Source organism: Pseudomonas sp. KH_027, assembly GCF_057838565.1.
In genome coordinates this window covers 146529-161817 of record NZ_JBYQOM010000002.1, presented here as the reverse complement: position 1 = coordinate 161817, position 15289 = coordinate 146529, and the positions used below count along the sequence as shown (strand labels likewise).

At 55.8% G+C, this 15289-nt stretch carries 15 protein-coding genes; 11 read left to right on the top strand and 4 right to left on the bottom strand.

Annotation, left to right across the window (positions count from 1 at the left end):
- Window positions 1-43 precede the first annotated feature (43 nt).
- Window positions 44-742, bottom strand: a complete 699-nt coding sequence (locus tag AC3IYG_RS23405) for an ERCC4 domain-containing protein (protein WP_489314059.1) — start codon at window positions 740-742, stop codon at window positions 44-46.
- A 175-nt stretch (window positions 743-917) separates the two neighbouring features.
- On the opposite strand from AC3IYG_RS23405, the gene recA reads away from it, so the two are divergent.
- Both recA and AC3IYG_RS23395 read left to right on the top strand, forming a co-directional pair.
- Complete coding sequence (gene recA / locus AC3IYG_RS23400) at window positions 918-1958, top strand: recombinase RecA (RefSeq protein WP_489314060.1); 1041 nt, start codon at window positions 918-920, stop codon at window positions 1956-1958.
- A gap of 67 nt (window positions 1959-2025) precedes the next feature.
- Entirely contained in the window at window positions 2026-2595 is a 570-nt protein-coding gene (locus AC3IYG_RS23395) for a hypothetical protein (RefSeq protein WP_489314061.1), read from the top strand.
- A gap of 395 nt (window positions 2596-2990) precedes the next feature.
- On the opposite strand, the gene AC3IYG_RS23390 is transcribed toward AC3IYG_RS23395, so the two are convergent.
- Window positions 2991-3905, bottom strand: coding sequence for a hypothetical protein (locus tag AC3IYG_RS23390; protein WP_489314062.1), 915 nt, complete (start codon window positions 3903-3905; stop codon window positions 2991-2993).
- Window positions 3906-4153: 248 nt separating this feature from the next.
- On the opposite strand from AC3IYG_RS23390, the gene AC3IYG_RS23385 reads away from it, so the two are divergent.
- From AC3IYG_RS23385 to AC3IYG_RS23375, 3 genes are all read left to right on the top strand, one after another.
- Window positions 4154-5854 carry a DUF4942 domain-containing protein gene (locus AC3IYG_RS23385; RefSeq protein WP_489314063.1) on the top strand — a complete coding sequence of 567 codons (1701 nt, stop codon included), beginning with the start codon at window positions 4154-4156 and terminating at the stop codon, window positions 5852-5854.
- A 153-nt stretch (window positions 5855-6007) separates the two neighbouring features.
- Window positions 6008-6655 carry a DUF6088 family protein gene (locus tag AC3IYG_RS23380; RefSeq protein ID WP_489314064.1) on the top strand — a complete coding sequence of 216 codons (648 nt, stop codon included), beginning with the start codon at window positions 6008-6010 and terminating at the stop codon, window positions 6653-6655.
- Entirely contained in the window at window positions 6604-7638 is a 1035-nt protein-coding gene (locus AC3IYG_RS23375) for a nucleotidyl transferase AbiEii/AbiGii toxin family protein (RefSeq protein WP_489314065.1), read from the top strand. The genes AC3IYG_RS23380 and AC3IYG_RS23375 overlap by 52 nt, the downstream gene beginning before the upstream one ends.
- On the opposite strand, the gene AC3IYG_RS23370 is transcribed toward AC3IYG_RS23375, so the two are convergent.
- Entirely contained in the window at window positions 7635-8303 is a 669-nt protein-coding gene (locus tag AC3IYG_RS23370; RefSeq protein ID WP_489314066.1) for a hypothetical protein, read from the bottom strand. The two genes, AC3IYG_RS23375 and AC3IYG_RS23370, sit on opposite strands and share 4 nt — an antisense overlap.
- A 908-nt stretch (window positions 8304-9211) precedes the next feature.
- On the opposite strand from AC3IYG_RS23370, the gene AC3IYG_RS23365 reads away from it, so the two are divergent.
- On the top strand, window positions 9212-9562 hold the full coding sequence (locus AC3IYG_RS23365) for a hypothetical protein (protein ID WP_489314067.1): 351 nt from the start codon (window positions 9212-9214) through the stop codon (window positions 9560-9562).
- A gap of 577 nt (window positions 9563-10139) precedes the next feature.
- Here the strand turns inward: AC3IYG_RS23365 and AC3IYG_RS23360 are convergent.
- A complete protein-coding gene (locus AC3IYG_RS23360; RefSeq protein ID WP_489314068.1) occupies window positions 10140-10460 on the bottom strand; it encodes a hypothetical protein in 321 nt (106 codons plus the stop codon).
- 174 nt (window positions 10461-10634) lie between these two features.
- Between AC3IYG_RS23360 and AC3IYG_RS23355 the strand changes: the two genes are divergently transcribed.
- From AC3IYG_RS23355 to AC3IYG_RS23335, 5 genes are all read left to right on the top strand, one after another.
- Window positions 10635-11066, top strand: coding sequence for a hypothetical protein (locus tag AC3IYG_RS23355; RefSeq protein ID WP_489314069.1), 432 nt, complete (start codon window positions 10635-10637; stop codon window positions 11064-11066).
- On the top strand, window positions 11026-12573 hold the full coding sequence (locus tag AC3IYG_RS23350; protein ID WP_489314070.1) for a hypothetical protein: 1548 nt from the start codon (window positions 11026-11028) through the stop codon (window positions 12571-12573). Before AC3IYG_RS23355 ends, AC3IYG_RS23350 begins: the two co-directional genes overlap by 41 nt.
- Window positions 12574-12666: 93 nt before the next feature.
- Window positions 12667-13716 (top strand): endonuclease, encoded by a 1050-nt coding sequence (locus tag AC3IYG_RS23345; protein ID WP_489314071.1) that lies wholly within the window; start codon window positions 12667-12669, stop codon window positions 13714-13716.
- Between the two features lie 613 nt (window positions 13717-14329).
- Entirely contained in the window at window positions 14330-14767 is a 438-nt protein-coding gene (locus tag AC3IYG_RS23340; RefSeq protein WP_489314072.1) for a hypothetical protein, read from the top strand.
- Window positions 14768-14811: 44 nt separating this feature from the next.
- Window positions 14812-15201, top strand: a complete 390-nt coding sequence (locus tag AC3IYG_RS23335; protein ID WP_489314073.1) for a response regulator — start codon at window positions 14812-14814, stop codon at window positions 15199-15201.
- Window positions 15202-15289: the final 88 nt, after the last annotated feature.

Below are 15289 nucleotides of genomic sequence, written 5' to 3'. Positions count from 1 at the left end.
ATCGTAGCCGTAGGAGAATGCTGATCAACTCAACTCGGTGCGGTTACTCGCTATGGCCCGCGCTAGGGGAGGTGGCGTGTTCTTCGTGTGCTGCGGAATTTTCCCAGCGAATGCTGCTGTGAATTCTCTCCGCCTTTTTGGGGCCGATGCCAGGGATTTCCGTCAGCTGGTCAACTGACGCTGTGATGAAGGCGTAGACCGACCGGAACCGCTCCAGCGCCTTAGCAGCGGTTGCTGGGCCGATACCAAAAACGCTCTCCATGGTGAACAGGGCCTGCTCCCGGCCAGGGCTAACTTTGGCTCGCTGGAATGCCATGCCATAGGTCTTGTCCTTCTGCGCTTGCTTGGCTAATCGGAACAGTAAGTCCGCCGTTGCGGATGGGTTTCGGACGTACAGCACCGATGCCCCCTGTACGCCGATCAGGAATGCGATGGCGCCGTCAATTGCCTCACGGGATATGGGGGCGCGGGTCGAGTATGCGTCGCCCTCAATCATGAAGACAGAGCGCGGGAAGTTCAGGCTCATCTTGCCCGCCTTATGGTGCAACCACCCATCCATGATGCTTTCGACAAACTCGGTTGCTGTCATGCGGAGCACTACGGTTTCGCCGCTTATGACATGCGTCCCCGTCTCCAAGTCGCCAAGGCGGACGTGGGCGCCGAGTTGCTTTAGGCGCAGGAGGACTGGGCTTTGAGTCTCACTGGCGTCGGCCAAGATGGTGACGATCTGATCTTCGGACATGGCAGTCTCTGGCTATTCAATCTGCCATGAATATAACGGCCAGCTTCCTGGCTCCACCGAAGTCGTGTCAGTTCCCATGCTTCGCTCTGACGATTTGCGGTGTCTCGGCGGAGACACACGCGGTTCGTCGTTATCGTTGCTCTCAGAAATTCAACAACCCGTGAGGATCATGATGATGGACGAGCAGAAGAAGAAGGCGCTGGCCTCAGCGCTGGGTCAGATCGAAAAGCAATTCGGCAAGGGTGCTGTTCAGCGCATGGGCGATGCCCCGCGAGTTAAGATTGATGTGGTGCCGACAGGCTCCCTGGCGCTCGATGCCGCACTGGGTATTGGCGGGCTACCGCGAGGCCGGATCGTGGAAATTTATGGACCAGAATCCAGCGGGAAGACCACCCTGACGCTGGAGGTTATCGCCCAAGCTCAGCAGCTCGGCCATACCTGCGCATTCGTCGATGCAGAGCATGCACTTGATCCCGACTACGCCGGCAAGCTGGGTGTGAATGTCGATGACCTGCTGGTGTCGCAGCCCGATACCGGGGAACAGGCGATGGAAATCACGGACATGCTGGTGCGTTCGAACGCAGTTGACGTGATCGTCATCGACTCCGTTGCGGCGCTGGTGCCAAAAGCCGAAATCGAGGGGGACATGGGTGCGAATCACGTCGGACTTCAAGCGAGACTTCTCAGTCAGGCCCTGCGTAAGCTGACCGGCAACATCAGCAACTCGAATTGTCTGGTGATCTTCATTAACCAGATTCGTATGAAGATCGGTGTGATGTTCGGGAGCCCCGAGACAACCACTGGTGGCAATGCGCTCAAGTTCTACTCGTCTGTGCGCCTCGATATTCGTGGGGTTGAGACTGTGAAGGATGGTGATGTAGCGATTGGCCGGCGAGCGAAGGTCAAGGTCGTGAAGAACAAGGTGGCGCCGCCGTTCCGCGTGGCTGAGTTCGTCAATATATTTTCGCAGGGCATCGATTGGGCTACTGAGCTGGTGGAGCTGGGTGTCGAGCATGGATTCGTGGAAAAGGCCGGCGCGTGGTACAGCTATAACGGCGAAAAGATCGGGCAGGGCGTGAAGAATGCGGCAGCGTATTTCTCGCAGAACCTGGATGATGCCAAGGTGCTGGATACCAAGCTGCGCGATAAGCTGTTCGGGGGGTTAGCCAGCCTCCCCCCGGCAAGTGAAGAAACGCCGGCAGCAGAAGTAGCCTGAATGCCCCAAAGGCCCCTAAGTTAGGGGCCTTTTTGCGAGCGCAGCAAATTGATACGAGGGAAGCCACTTGGATACCAGGATTTACGACTTTACAGCCCTGTACAACATGCTTTGGTACAGGGACTTCCCAGTCGCGCTGGGCAGTATCGAGTACGCCAAACGGGCGGACTGGACGACCCACATCGCATCTACTGTTCGGCAGGTGGCGAGCATATCCGGGCTCTTTTCTTGCTTCGAGTCTGGAGGCCGGACGGACGCAGAGTTGCAGTTCGCGGACAGGTCGGTATGGGCGAAGCTTGAGTGGGAATGGGACGAGCCACGGCAGGAAAGTGTTGGTGAGCTAGCGAAGCTTGCTGGTGCTGCATACGCCTGTGAGTTTTGCGTCTTCATCGGCTACAGCCAGACGAAATACCTCGATGATAATTTGGCGAAGATCAAGGCTGAGTGGGCGGGCGTACCAAAGCCGCTACTGGTGATCCTGGTGACGTTCGATCTTGAAGGCGAGTGGCGATACTTCGACCGAATCCAGACCTATCGCATCGACGCGATTGGTGCCGAGCTGGTGCGTGATCAGCCGGCGCTGCCATGGTGCGTGCCCAACAGCCGCTGGCAGTCGCTTGGTAGCCTTGAGGGGTAGGGGAGTGATCGATTCTTAGGTCAACAATGCGAGGACCCATGATGGGGATTCAGACATGCGATAACTGCGACAAGCCATTCGATGTGCAGGAAATCGGTGGTGGTCAACCTCACAAGCCTGAGCGGGAGTCAATCGACTGTCCGTACTGCGGGCATAAGACTTGGAGCCGGTCTACAGGCTATTTCCAAACCTCGAAGCTGCCCAGTGGGAAGCGGAAGTCTTGACCGGCAAGTGCGAATGGAGCATCGTTGATGCCGGCGCCGCAATGCCACCCCGTGCTACTGGGAAACGCGGCAATTGACTCTTTGAGTCGGGAAGCACGCCCAACAAAGAGCCCCGCTGTCAAAAGCGGGGCTTTTTCATTTCCGGTGCGTGGCCCGCGCATTAGCAGACCGTCACTCTATCGATGCCGGCCCCTGTACGCCAAAGTTCGACGGGACCTGTTTCGCTGCTGCTTGGATGTACGGCGCTGCTATCTGGCTAAGTTGCTGTTGTTCGGCCTCGCGGTTTGCCGCAGCCCTCGATACGGACTCGTTCAGCTTGTTCAGTGTGGCCTCAACTTTCTCAGCCGCCTTCCGGCATTGATCGGCTGCGTCATCCAGCTTGCCCATGTTGATCCAGGAGAAAATATCGAGCGATGGAGCTATGGCAAGGTCCACAAGCAGGTCGAACAAGTCGTCTGGCTCAGCAAAGCTCTCCGAGCTGGCGCGTTTTGGCAGCGCTTCGGAAAGAGCCTGTAGCGCCCGTGTTGCTCTGCGAACTGAGTCCGCAGCAGATGAAGTGTTAAAGCTCGATATGACTGATACGGCCTTGTTCGAGGAAAAGAGGTCGATCATTTCGGTTGTGGACGCAGAGCTGCAATCGTCAGCAGCCCTAAGTAGATGGTTGTGGGCGTCCTGGGCTAGCCCGTGCCATTTGTCGGTCTGGTTGTAGCGCTTGGTGGCCGTTGCCACGCGCTCCCGTTGAGCCAAGTATCGCGCATAGTCCGCCTCACAGCCGGCAAGCGCGGTTTTTGCCGTGCTAACGACCCACTGGCCGGCGAATGTCTTCGCTTGAGCCAGCACATGGGCAAGTTCCGCTGCGGCCAGTTCCTCAGTCTTCTTGGCCTTAGACTGGAGCAGTAGATCGGCGAAACGAGCCCAGAATGAGTGCTTCCGTGCTTCCTTATCCGCTCGCACTCTCTGCTGCGCGATGCTCAAGGCAAGGGAGGCAGTACGCAGCTTTTCAGACCAAGCATGTAGTTCAGGCGAACAGTTCCACGGTGTTTCCTCAAATGGCGACCATTCAAGGGTAACGGGACCAGGGATCAAACTCCCCTCAACTCAATGTCGAATCTCGATGTTGCAGGGTAAAAGCAGCTAGGGGCGTGTGCTGGTGCTGCGTGGGCGAGCGCAAGATGCGCGGATTTGATTCACTGCGACCCGGTGTTTTGCACAGTGGTATCAACCCTCGATTCTTGTGCTGGGGTTTGGGGACTTTTGCGTTGCCATCCCGCTTCGGCGATGACACGGCGATGGGCGTTAGAACATAGCTCTAGAACTTATTGGAGCTGCCAAGAATGCTTGATTTCAACCTGCCCATATCCGCCATCCCAGCCAACTACCGCAACTTCCTGCCAAGCCTAACTACCCCAGCGGTAGATGACTTGCTGCATCAGTATGAGCGCGGTGAGCGTGAAATGCGTCGCCTGCATGCCGAGCTGATGGGGACTGAGAACCGTGCGGCACTGATGAGCTTTGCCTACGGAGCAGAGGTGTATCACGACAGCAAGGCGAAGGGGCGTTTCTGGGCAATGGACCTTATCGAAATGTTCGATCTGCCGCGTGCCATTAACGCCCGCCAGGAGCATTTTTGGTTCCAACTGTTCGACATGTGTAGCTTCACGAACATTCTGCCAACCAAGCTCTGGGAGCAGTGGAAGGAGTCATTCACGGCTTGGCGCCTAAAGGGCGGGGCAGGGATACCCAGCTTTGACCGCGCAACCGTGTACCGCTGCCTGTCCATGGTGGAAGCTCACCGTGCAAATTTCTTTTCCATGCGGGTTGAGGCTGTATGGGATGGCCTTTCACCCTCCCATAAGACGAATGTGGGGTCCGGTTTCTATGAGCGAATGATCCTTGACTGGATGTACTCGGATCACGGCACGCCAACTTCAAAGGATCGTGTTTTCTGCGATCTGATTAACCTGTGCTCGGTTGTTATGACTGGCGCCGAAGACCCATTTTTTAGCGGCTACGGCGTGCTGCGTGATGCTCGGAACGAGCATTGCGGTGAGTGGGTGGAGGCGCTAGACGGCGCACTGCAAATTCGTGCCTTCAAGAAGGGCACGCTCCATGTGGACATTCATCCCGAGGTTGCCAATCGGCTCAACATCGCGCTGGCATACATACGCCCGAATTCCCTCCCTGACGAGGCTACCCTTAAAAAGGCCCGTCGCAGTTCTGGTTTTGGCTCTACCCAGCTGGTGAAGTGCGCAATTCCTCGGCAAGTCCGCAGCTATCTGCATTACGTCATCCAGGAGCAGCGCGAGGATGGCCTGTGGATGCTTAGGCCCAACGGAACCCCGAGCGTGAATGAGCGGTTGAGCGGGGCGGTGAAGGGCATGGTCGATGAGGTGCTGGCTCAGATTGGTGGCTTGCGCGAGGGTAATGTTCATCTGTTCGACTACCCACCCATGGAAGTTGTGAGCGTGCTTGTAAGCACTGGAGAAGTCCCTGACAAGCTGTCGCACCAGTATTTCAGTACACCGGCAAACTTGGCCCAGGAATTCGTAGAGTGGGTGGGGGTGGATCAGCAGGCGATTTGCTACGAAACCTCGGCGGGCACAGGCGGCATTGCTAAGCACATGCCCCTACAAACCTACTGTGTTGAGGTAGACCGGCTGCGTGCGCTGGCGCTCGACAAGATGGGGTTTGAGGTTAAGCACGCGGACTTCCTGACCCTAATGCCTAATGACCTTCACGGTTTGGCAGATGCCGTACTGATGAATCCGCCATTCGCTGGCCGAGCATGGCAGGACCATCTGGAGCACGCTCGCAAGTTTGTCCGGGCAGGGGGCGTGATCGGCGCCATTCTGCCGGAGGGTGCCCGTACCAAGCTCACTGCTCTCGAAGGTGGCGAGCTGGTCTACTCCGCCCCAATGAAGAACCGCTTCAAGGACGCTTCGATTTCGGTTGTGTTTGCTAAGTGGGTGAGGGGTGGCGCTGCCGGAGAGCAAGGCCTCGATGCTGAGCAGGAGGGGTTGCACGCAGCTGCGTGAGTCTGGGCGCCATGATCATGTAATATGGCGCTGGAAAGCTGGCCCCAAAAATGTGTATCAGTTAGATGGCTGGAAATCAGGAACTGCAAGGCTTATAGTCAGTCTACGTGTCAGAAACTGTATGTAATCGTTCTGACGTAATGGGAGTCAGCCATGTCAGTCGCAGAGTCTATCTCGAACCGTATCAAGCACATGCCCAAGGGGAAGCCCTTTGCCGGCGCGGTCTTCGCGCAGGCGGGTTCCCGTGCGTCGGTAGACAAGGCGCTGTCTCGGATGGTGCTCAGCGGGTCCCTGGAGCGTGTTGCTCGCGGTGTGTACATGCGCCCCAAGCAGAGCGAGTACACGGGGAAGAAGGTCCGTCCCAGCCCGATTGCCATCATGGAAGTAGTCGCAAAGGCCAGAGGGGAGACTATCCAGATTCATGGCGCAGAAGCTGTCCGCCGTCTGGGGCTCAGCACACAGATGCAGGTTCTGCCGACTTACTACACCAGTGGATCGACGCGTGAAATCAAGATTGGCAATGCGGTGGTGCGGTTGCGACATGCGTCCCGGCAGCGCCTCCAGCAGGCCGGCACGAAGGTTGGCGTGGCACTCATTGCCATGCTTTACCTAGGGAAAGAGGGGCTGACTGAGCAGGCGGTAGGAAAAATCGCCAGCTCCCTCAGCGTTGAGGAATTCAACAAGCTCATGGCCTGCAAACTGCCTGAGTGGATGCGGTCGGCATTGGCCGGTTCCGCTAAGGAATATGCGTGCCAAAGTCGTACTTCGAACTACCCCAGGCTGGTCAGCGCGAAATCCTAGACGAGGCTTTCAGCGAGACTGGTCGCTCGCCCAGCGTCATCGAGAAGGACATATGGCTGACGCTGGTGCTCCAGCTACTGTTTGCCATGCCCGGTCGCAAGGCCATGGCCTTCAAGGGAGGGACGAGCCTATCGAAGGTTCATGGCGTGATAGAGCGCTTCTCCGAGGACGTGGACATTACAGTGGATTTCAGGGGGCTGGGCTGCAAGCAAAGCATTCCTGACCTGCTACAGCTCTCCGGTGGGAAGCGTCGCAAGGTAAGTGATGCCCTGGTCGCAGAAGTGGGTCGCTACACCCGCGATGCCGTATTGCCGTATCTGAACGATCAGCTTCAAAGCTACGGCTGTGCTTCGGAATGCCAGCTGTCCGTGAGCGATGACGGCGAGTCGATCCACGTCCACTACCCAGCGATGGCTGCCGACTCAAAAGGCTATTTGCGTGATCACGTACTGGTGGAGTTCGGCGGAAGAAACATTATCGATCCGAATGCGGTCCACGCCATCCAGCCAGATATTGCCGGCATGTTCGAAGGGATCACCTTCCCAAACGCCGAGCGGGTTGTGGTGCTCTCGCCGGCCAGGACTTTCTGGGAGAAGGTCACGCTGATCCATGCGCAGTGCAACAAGCCCATTGCCGAGGGCAAGGATAGAATCTCGCGCCACTGGTATGATTTATCCAGGCTGCTCAACCATGAAGTGGGTGCTGCCGCCAAGAATGACCTCGAACTGCTCGATGACGTGATAGCGCTCAAGTCCGTTTTCTACAACAGCGGAACAGCACACTATGGCAAGTGCGTTTCTGGCGAGCTGAACCTGATCCCCGATGGCGAAAACTTTGCGCGGCTGGAGAGTGACTACTACGCAATGGAGCGCTCGGGGATGCTGAACGGTCATTTCTACCCGTTGGGAGGCATCATGGAAGACCTTGCTGCGCTCCAAGAGCATGTCAATCAGCTGGCGCTGCGTCGGAAGGTGGCCGTCTAGGGCTGCGTGGTGGTGAAGCCGGCAGGGTAGGCCTCCCATTTCCTTTTCGGCTCTGCGACTGTCTCAACAATGATCTTTGTTCGTCGCTTCTCTTTCACGCTAACGGGTCCTACTGAGTGCATTGCCGGATCGCGGAACCAGAGCTTCTGGTGCCGATAGATTTCACGCATGCCCAGCGGCTTCTCGCCGCTTGGGAGCTTGCCTGCCAGCATATTAAGGCCTTCCTGGCTGGCGCTGATCCTGGTGAGGTCAATGCCGTGCAGCAGGCAGTTACGATGCAGCGCATCCCTGATCCTTTCGCCTTCACCGCTCGCGTGAATCCGGTCCAGGATCACATAGAACTCCTGGTTGTGTACCGAGCCGTCATATCGCCTCCCTAGGATCACCTGGACGAAGTGCCCGAATTCGTGAGCCATGGTGTGGGCAAGGACATTCAGCAAGTTAATCTGGCCGTTGAAATACTTGCGCTCATGTACCTCCCGCGAGGTGAGCCACTTGCAGATGTAGTTCGGGTCAGATTTGCTCGCGACCATCTTGATGCCGTAGGTCAAGGTCATGTGGGCGTTTGTTGCCACGTCGCGGGAGTGGGAGAGGTAGGTTTTCTTACCGCTGCCGACGCGAATCGTCAGCCGCGCCTTGGGGTTGTGCTTGGCAGCCCATGCCATCCTGGGCCTCCAGAGCAATTCTTCTGTGATCCGGCACATGGCCAGGGCAACAGTGTGGTGGTTCATCCGGCACCCATTGAACAGGTCGATTTCGATAGCCGCAGGCGCTAATGCGCTGGCAGGGTAGAGCCATCGGTGTTTCAGTGCTCTCGAACCCCATTCTGCGAGTTCGCGGTGCCGGCTTCACTCCAGAGCAGTGCAGTTACTCTCCGGTTAAGAAGGCCGGGGCTGGGCGCTCCACTTAACGCACTGGGTTGAATTGTGAAACCCCAGCAGGCCGTTATCCTATGCGGTACTCAAGGGAGAAATCAGCAGTGACCCAACTCACTCAATCGCAGCACCTCGCGCTCAAGTACCTGGAAAGCAAATGCCCGGAATTCGTGTCGCCAACCGAAGTTGGTCGCGAGGTTGGGAATCAGCTCGGTAAGGAAGGGCGCCACAGTTCCTTTGGCTCGCCGTTGTGCCAGAAACTGGTGAAAGTAGGGCTCGCAGTGAAAAACGAAGCTGGGCACTACGCTGCGGCAACGAAATAGGGGCTCTAAATGCAGTTGCGATTACATCATGATCTTAGGCTTATTACGGTTCCGGCTGACCCATTACTTGAAAGTAAGCGTGATGACAGTAGGCGTAACCTTGTTGTTACATTGCATGCTGTCGGAAAGTCATCATTAACTATCGCTGTTGCTGCTTGCTCATTTTCGAGGGTGCGTGCAATGCGAGCAGGTAGAATGTTCTCGCTGGAGATTTCACCCGGAAACTTAATTTGTAATGAACATTAGATACGGCGCGTGGTTACGTCATAAAACACTGCATGCTGACGTTGTGGCTTGGAGTGGTGGTGCGTCAGCCGATGAACGCGCCTAGCTCTTTTTATCCAGCAGTTATTTGCTAATGGCCAGGAGTTCTCTATGGCGAAATTAAGAACAAACCCACAGCTAAAGCAGGCTCAGGCTGTGCTCGCTATCATTGAAGCAATTTTAGAAGAAGACTCTCCTGATCTGGTCGATATTCATGTTAGATATTTCAGAAATTATCATGATATAGGGCTCCAATTGAGCATTTGGGATGGCTCAAGGAAGTGCAACCTATTTGCCTGTCCTGATGATGAATCTTTCGTAGTTAAGACTGGGACTTTATTGGATTTCTGGGCTAAATCAGGCACTTCAAAGGAAAGCGCAGAGAAACACTCATTCGGCTGTAACGAACACCGTGCGGTCGCAGAGTTTGTTGTTGGTTGGCTTTGCAACGGAATTAAATAGCATGCATAGCAAGGTATGTGAATGGTTTGGCCATGTCCCAGAGAGCCTGGGTCGAGACACGACTTCTGACTTTCCGTCAGAAAGCTTCAAATGCACGCGTTGCAGCCTGAGCTATAGTGTGAATCAGTGGGGCATTGATCAGCCCAGGCCAAAGATAGTGGTTTATGGTTTCCGCTTATTGCTATTGCTTGGAGCGCTCTGGTTTTTCTCAGTTTTGGTGTAGGTGACTCTTAAATATCGTAATTATGCTATCTCATTGAATTTATTATAAAAAAACCTAAAGTGATTTTTATATCCTGTAAAAAAACAAACTAAAAGGTATTTTTTACATTTTTCAAAGACCAGCTACGCTGATAACGAACTGTGATCTATCGAAGGATGCAGGGAGGGAACATGGGGCAAATTTTGCTGCGGGAGGGCTTGGTGGAATGAGCGCCAAGAGGGCTGAGCCAGCGACTCATTTATCTAATTAGTTTTATAATTAGTATTTATGGCTGTGGGCTGGGAACCCACTCGGAGGCCGCATACTGGCCCGAAACGACATTGAATCAGGGCGCGGCAATCGCGCCCTGATCGTTTACGCCGGCAGCAGATCACCATCTTGACCTTCAACCCGGCGCTGATCCTTGATCAGGGCCTTGGCCACTTTCTTCGGAATGGGTGTTCCCGAGAGGCAGTCGTCGTAGAGATTTTGCAGTTGTTCTGCAAAATCGGCGCTGTAGCGATGGCCTTTCTTGCTAGTCGCAGTCAGCTGCGCCGCGATCACTGCTGGATAGATGCCTTCCTTCCCCATGGCGAAGGCGCGTTCGCCTGTATGCCCGAACCGGCCAGTTGGGCCGGATACTTTCTCCAACAGATCATCGATCTTGCTGGAGGCTTCATCAATCACCGAATTCATGGTGATACCTCCGAAATGCACGCGTGGAATTACGCGTGCTCCACCGATTATGGACAGCAATAGCTTTAGCGCAACCTGACAAGCGGGTGCTCATAGAAAGTGCTGCTGGTTCGAAGGCACGGTCATGCCGCAGGCGCATATCCTCCCCGATCACAGCCCTTATTGGAGAGATTCATGCTGCGCACAGAACTCACGTCCGATGATCGGATTTGGCTTGCTCAGCAGGCGGAAGCACTTCGCCTCAGCTGCGACTTCATGCTGCACGACCTATTCCACCAGGAGGCCCCCAGTCTTCTAGCTCGCGCAAGCATTGTGCCCATCTGGTTTGGCGACAAGTACGTGCCGGCGAGCACAGTGCTACGCCATCTGGAGGCATCAGTTCCGTATAGCCAAATCTTCGAGCAGTGGCAGGCGCGTGTGTATCACGCTGTTGAGACGGCCTGCCGTGGTCTTTCGATGCACGATGCCCGAGTCCTGTGGGTCGCGGCTGGCTTCCATACCGTCACAGAGGCTGAGATTTACGATGCAGCCGGCGAGGCTGTTCAGGAGGCCTGGGATGCGCTCTATGGCGAGCCTGATGGCTCTTTCGACGAAGATGGGGCCTAGGCGCATGGGTACTGCAAGCAACGCTCAGGTGCGCTTTGACGCCAATGCGAAGGAATGGGTTCTCAGAAGAACCTGGGCATTATTCGCAGCAGCTCTGCTATGGAGCGCGTGGCTACTGCTAGTCGGCGCACTGCCGCATCTGATTTCCGGCACCTCCCTCAGCTCCCTCACATTCGAGTACAGGGACTACTTGCTTCGCGCCTTCGTTGTCTTCGCGGTCGCTCACATGTTCGTGCGTAAGACCAACGTCAGGCTGTTGCTGGCAATACCTCCCGTGACGCTGGCGCTACAGATCGGGCTCAACGTCTATGACTTCTCGGAATGGTACTCCAGGACGTTTCGAGTCAACCTTCATGAGTTGAATGCCCAACTTTTCGTTGTGCCTGTGCAGCTTGCCGTTCTAGCGACTGGTGTCTACTTCTGTTCGAGGGAGCACCTGCGGACGACGACTAGGATTTTCGCTACGGTCATGCTGGGGGGTAGCATTGTTTCGACACTTGGCTTTCACCTGTCCATCGTGAATGTCACGTACAAGCCTATTGAGCGAGTCTACGCGGATAACCTGAACAGTCTTGCCGGGCTCGATGATCCGGCTGACACCTGTCAGGCAATGGATTTCGACTGTCAGTACATCAGCCTCGGTGGGCTGAACTGGGCAGACGACCATCTGCTCGATCCTCAGCTCCCGATTGCACACAAGGCAATTTTCGCCGAGGCGCTGGCTACCCATGCTTGGGTGCGACGTGGGGACGGCATCGACCATTGGTTGGGGCTTGCCACGGTCAAAGGACAAGGAGTTCGTGTATCAGAATCACTTCTCCCGCTGAGCTGGCTCTCTCCATTGATGGAATCCGCATACGGGGGGCCAGGATGCGATTCGAGTGGAGTCGCTAGATGTTTCGCGTTGAATGATGATCACCCTGAGCTACTGCCGTTCTCAAAGTCGATCATCGCTACCTTGCTTGAATCCGAAGCCTTCATACATGCGTGGCTCCACGCTTACGACTTCGATGATGACGGCTTCGTTGAGCCGGCTCTGTTTGCTGCTGGGCGCCGCTCAGGTGCAGAGCCCCGGCTTGTGGTTTCACCACTTCCGGCCAGCGCTCTCGAACCTCTGGCATCAGCTCTTGGTCGCGAGGTATGCGACGACGACTGTTGGACCGCATCTAAAGCGTCAGAAATCCAAGAGGCAAACTTGCCGCCGTCAGTGCTGGTGCTGCTGGAGCAGGCGCTCGCACAGACCTACGAGTCACCGTCAAAGCTGTGGGTCGATAAGGCTCTTTCGAGAAACCCAGTGCTCTACATCAACAGGCCGGAGTTTCTTCGCGTCTATGCCTTCAAGGATGGAGCGATTCGAGTATTCACGACGCCAAAGGCGTTCTCTGATACGACGCTCGACCTCAAACTGACTTTCAACCTGATCATCGCCCTTTTCTCAATTTCGTGGCTCACGTTCGGCGTGTTCCTGATTCTGTTCCACACCAGGAGGCAACTGCTCGCGTCCTGATAGGGACGCGACAATCTGCACTGAGTAGAGGCGACGCAGCCTGCACCAGACGTTACCTTTTTAAATCCGATAGCAGGCAAAGGTGACGAACAGGTGCAGCAGCTCAATACCCAAGGATGGATTTGGCGGACAGGTAGCGAGTCCATTCACGCTTTCTTTGTTCGAGCACAATGCCGATTGAAAGCCATTGCCACGCTGGCAATTGTTCTCACGGCATTGCCCGTTGTCGCCGCGCCCGACAATTTCTCGGAGGCAAAGCGCCTGCTTCGCCAGCACGTTTACCAAGATCAAAATCGCTCCGAAGCCGGTGACTTCTACTGCGGCTGTAAATGGCAGTGGGTTGGTAAGTCCGGTGGGAAGATGGAGCTATCCGGTTGTGGGCTTCAAACGAACAAGCATGTAGATCGATCCGCACGACTTGAATGGGAGCATGTGCTGCCAATTTCTGCCGTTGGCCAACAGCGGCAATGCTGGCGCAGCGGCGGCAGGGATAACTGTCAGCGGACTGATCCGGTTTTCAACATGATGGAGGCCGACATGCACAACCTTGTACCTTCCGTGGGCAGCCTTAACGCCCTCCGCTCCAATATTTCCTATGGCATGGCATCTGGCGCATCGCTGCCATTGGGGGCATGTACAACGAAGGTGAGCACATCGTACCGGGTCGTCGAGCCACGGAATGAGGTCAAGGGCATGGCGGCTCGCATAACCTTCTACATGGCTGACCGATACAGCATCAGGCTCAGTGAGAAACAGCAACAGGTGCTGATTGCTTGGGATAGGAGCTATCCAGTTTCGGCCTTGGAGCGCGAGCGAGACAGGCGAATCGCTTACGCGATGGGCCACCACAATCCGTTCGTTACTGGCGAGCGGAAATGGGTTCAGGGATACAAACCGCAGGCTCTGGGAGTAGCGCCAAGCACAAGGCAGCAGCCCAGCATGCAGCGTTCGGCGTCAGCCCAGCAAGGCCAGTTAGCAGTTCGTCAGGCAGGGCCTGTGTACGGTAACAAGCGCAGCGGTGTCTATCACCTGCCGCAAGGCTGCCCGAGCTATGCCCAGGTCGGCACAAATAACCGGGTCCTGTTCGCAACCGAGCAAGAAGCCGTTGCGGCAGGGTTCCGCAAAGCTGGCAACTGCACCTGATGGTTGACGGTCGTGCTGGGATGCGTGAATGAGAATTCGCAAGGATGGAGGGCGTGCGTGATTAGTGATCGACGGCTCTCGATGTGGACTGTGTACGAAAGGCCGCTCGATTTCCCAAGTCAGTTTGTGGTCCGTAGATGGCTTGTGGGCTCAACGGTAGACTCAACTGCTGATGTGCTGTTGGCTGACGATCTGGCTACGATTCGTGAGAAGTTGCCGCAGGGCCTGTTTCGAATTCCGGCGCATCCAGGGGATGATCCGGCCATTGTCGAAACGTGGCCGTGAGAACCTGCCCTCTCCCCCAGCCAATAAACCGGCGCAGCAGGCTTACGCCATCAAGTCGTTGATTACATTGGATATTTCGCTTATTGAATTGTGAATTAGCGATTCCCCTGGATCGGCTGATGAAAGTGCATCGAGTTCGGATGATTCATCCTCCAAAGCTGGATAACGTGTGCAGGCCTCAATCAGCGGCGAAATGACTGGTTCTGCGCCCTCCTTCGTCGATTCCCGTGTTGGTTTTTGGGGATTTGAGTTGGCTCAGGTAGCGGGCGTTTAGCCGAGGCTTGTGTTCGTTATACCTATTGCATCACCACCAATAAGGCAGCTCCAAATGATGCACATCAAACTCCCCTTCTTCGCCCTGGTCGGCGCTCTGATCATGGCCACTGGTTGCACCACTCATCTGAGCGACGGGCAAAAGCGTGAGCTGGATGCTTACGAGAAGAAGGGGCTCAAGGTCGAAGAAAAGAGCGTCGGCACTGCTGCGGCTCTTGGGGTGCTCCCGATGGCTGGGTACTTTTTTACTGGCCACCCAGTCCTTGCGGTAACTACCCTGCCCCTCTACCCCTTCCTCGGGCCGATCTGGATGCCCTACGACACGGCCCAGAGCGCGAAGAACCGCAACTACTACGCGACTCAAGAGTTCGTTGAGCGGGAAAAGCGCAAGGCCCTGAGCGTGATCGACCAGCAGATGGAAGATAAAAAGCTCAGTTACGAGCAGCACATCCGCGAGCAGCGCCTCATTGAGGCGAAATACTCGCCCTACTAACCACCCCTCTGGAGCAGGCTTTATGCCTGCTTTTTGGTGATTTGATGAAAGTAATTATCCTCGACGACTCTCGAACCGACTCGTACCTTGCCACTCAGGTGGCAAAGAACTACTTCACCGAGGTGGAGGTTTATGGCACGCCGTCAGAGTTCCATGCGGGCCTCAAGCGCGAGCCACATCCTGATCTGATGCTCATGGACGTTCATATTGGCGACCTGCATAACGGTATCGGTGAGCTGGCCAGTATCAAGGAGCAGTACAACTCCACCAGCTTCATCCCGATCATCATCGTGACTGCATCCACAGACTCCGCCCTGCATGAGCTGGCTCTGAACCGTGGTGCGGACGCAGTAATCGTGAAGCCGATCAGCAAAGAAAAACTGGAGCCGATCCTGCGCGATCTTCTCCCTCAGATCGAAGTCGGGGGCGAGTAAAGTGTGCGGATTCCACGACACTTGGACACTCAGCCCACGATCATTTGGACACTCGTTCCATGCTCACTTGGACACCTGATCCACGTCC

Coding starts and splice junctions, on each gene's coding strand:
- AC3IYG_RS23405 (WP_489314059.1), bottom strand. CDS start 742: ATGTCCGAAGATCAGATCGTCACCATCTTGGCCGACGCCAGTGAGACT.
- recA (WP_489314060.1), top strand. CDS start 918: ATGGACGAGCAGAAGAAGAAGGCGCTGGCCTCAGCGCTGGGTCAGATC.
- AC3IYG_RS23385 (WP_489314063.1), top strand. CDS start 4,154: ATGCTTGATTTCAACCTGCCCATATCCGCCATCCCAGCCAACTACCGC.
- AC3IYG_RS23380 (WP_489314064.1), top strand. CDS start 6,008: ATGTCAGTCGCAGAGTCTATCTCGAACCGTATCAAGCACATGCCCAAG.
- AC3IYG_RS23370 (WP_489314066.1), bottom strand. CDS start 8,303: ATGGCATGGGCTGCCAAGCACAACCCCAAGGCGCGGCTGACGATTCGC.
- AC3IYG_RS23365 (WP_489314067.1), top strand. CDS start 9,212: ATGGCGAAATTAAGAACAAACCCACAGCTAAAGCAGGCTCAGGCTGTG.
- AC3IYG_RS23360 (WP_489314068.1), bottom strand. CDS start 10,460: ATGAATTCGGTGATTGATGAAGCCTCCAGCAAGATCGATGATCTGTTG.
- AC3IYG_RS23355 (WP_489314069.1), top strand. CDS start 10,635: ATGCTGCGCACAGAACTCACGTCCGATGATCGGATTTGGCTTGCTCAG.
- AC3IYG_RS23350 (WP_489314070.1), top strand. CDS start 11,026: ATGGCGAGCCTGATGGCTCTTTCGACGAAGATGGGGCCTAGGCGCATG.
- AC3IYG_RS23340 (WP_489314072.1), top strand. CDS start 14,330: ATGATGCACATCAAACTCCCCTTCTTCGCCCTGGTCGGCGCTCTGATC.
- AC3IYG_RS23335 (WP_489314073.1), top strand. CDS start 14,812: ATGAAAGTAATTATCCTCGACGACTCTCGAACCGACTCGTACCTTGCC.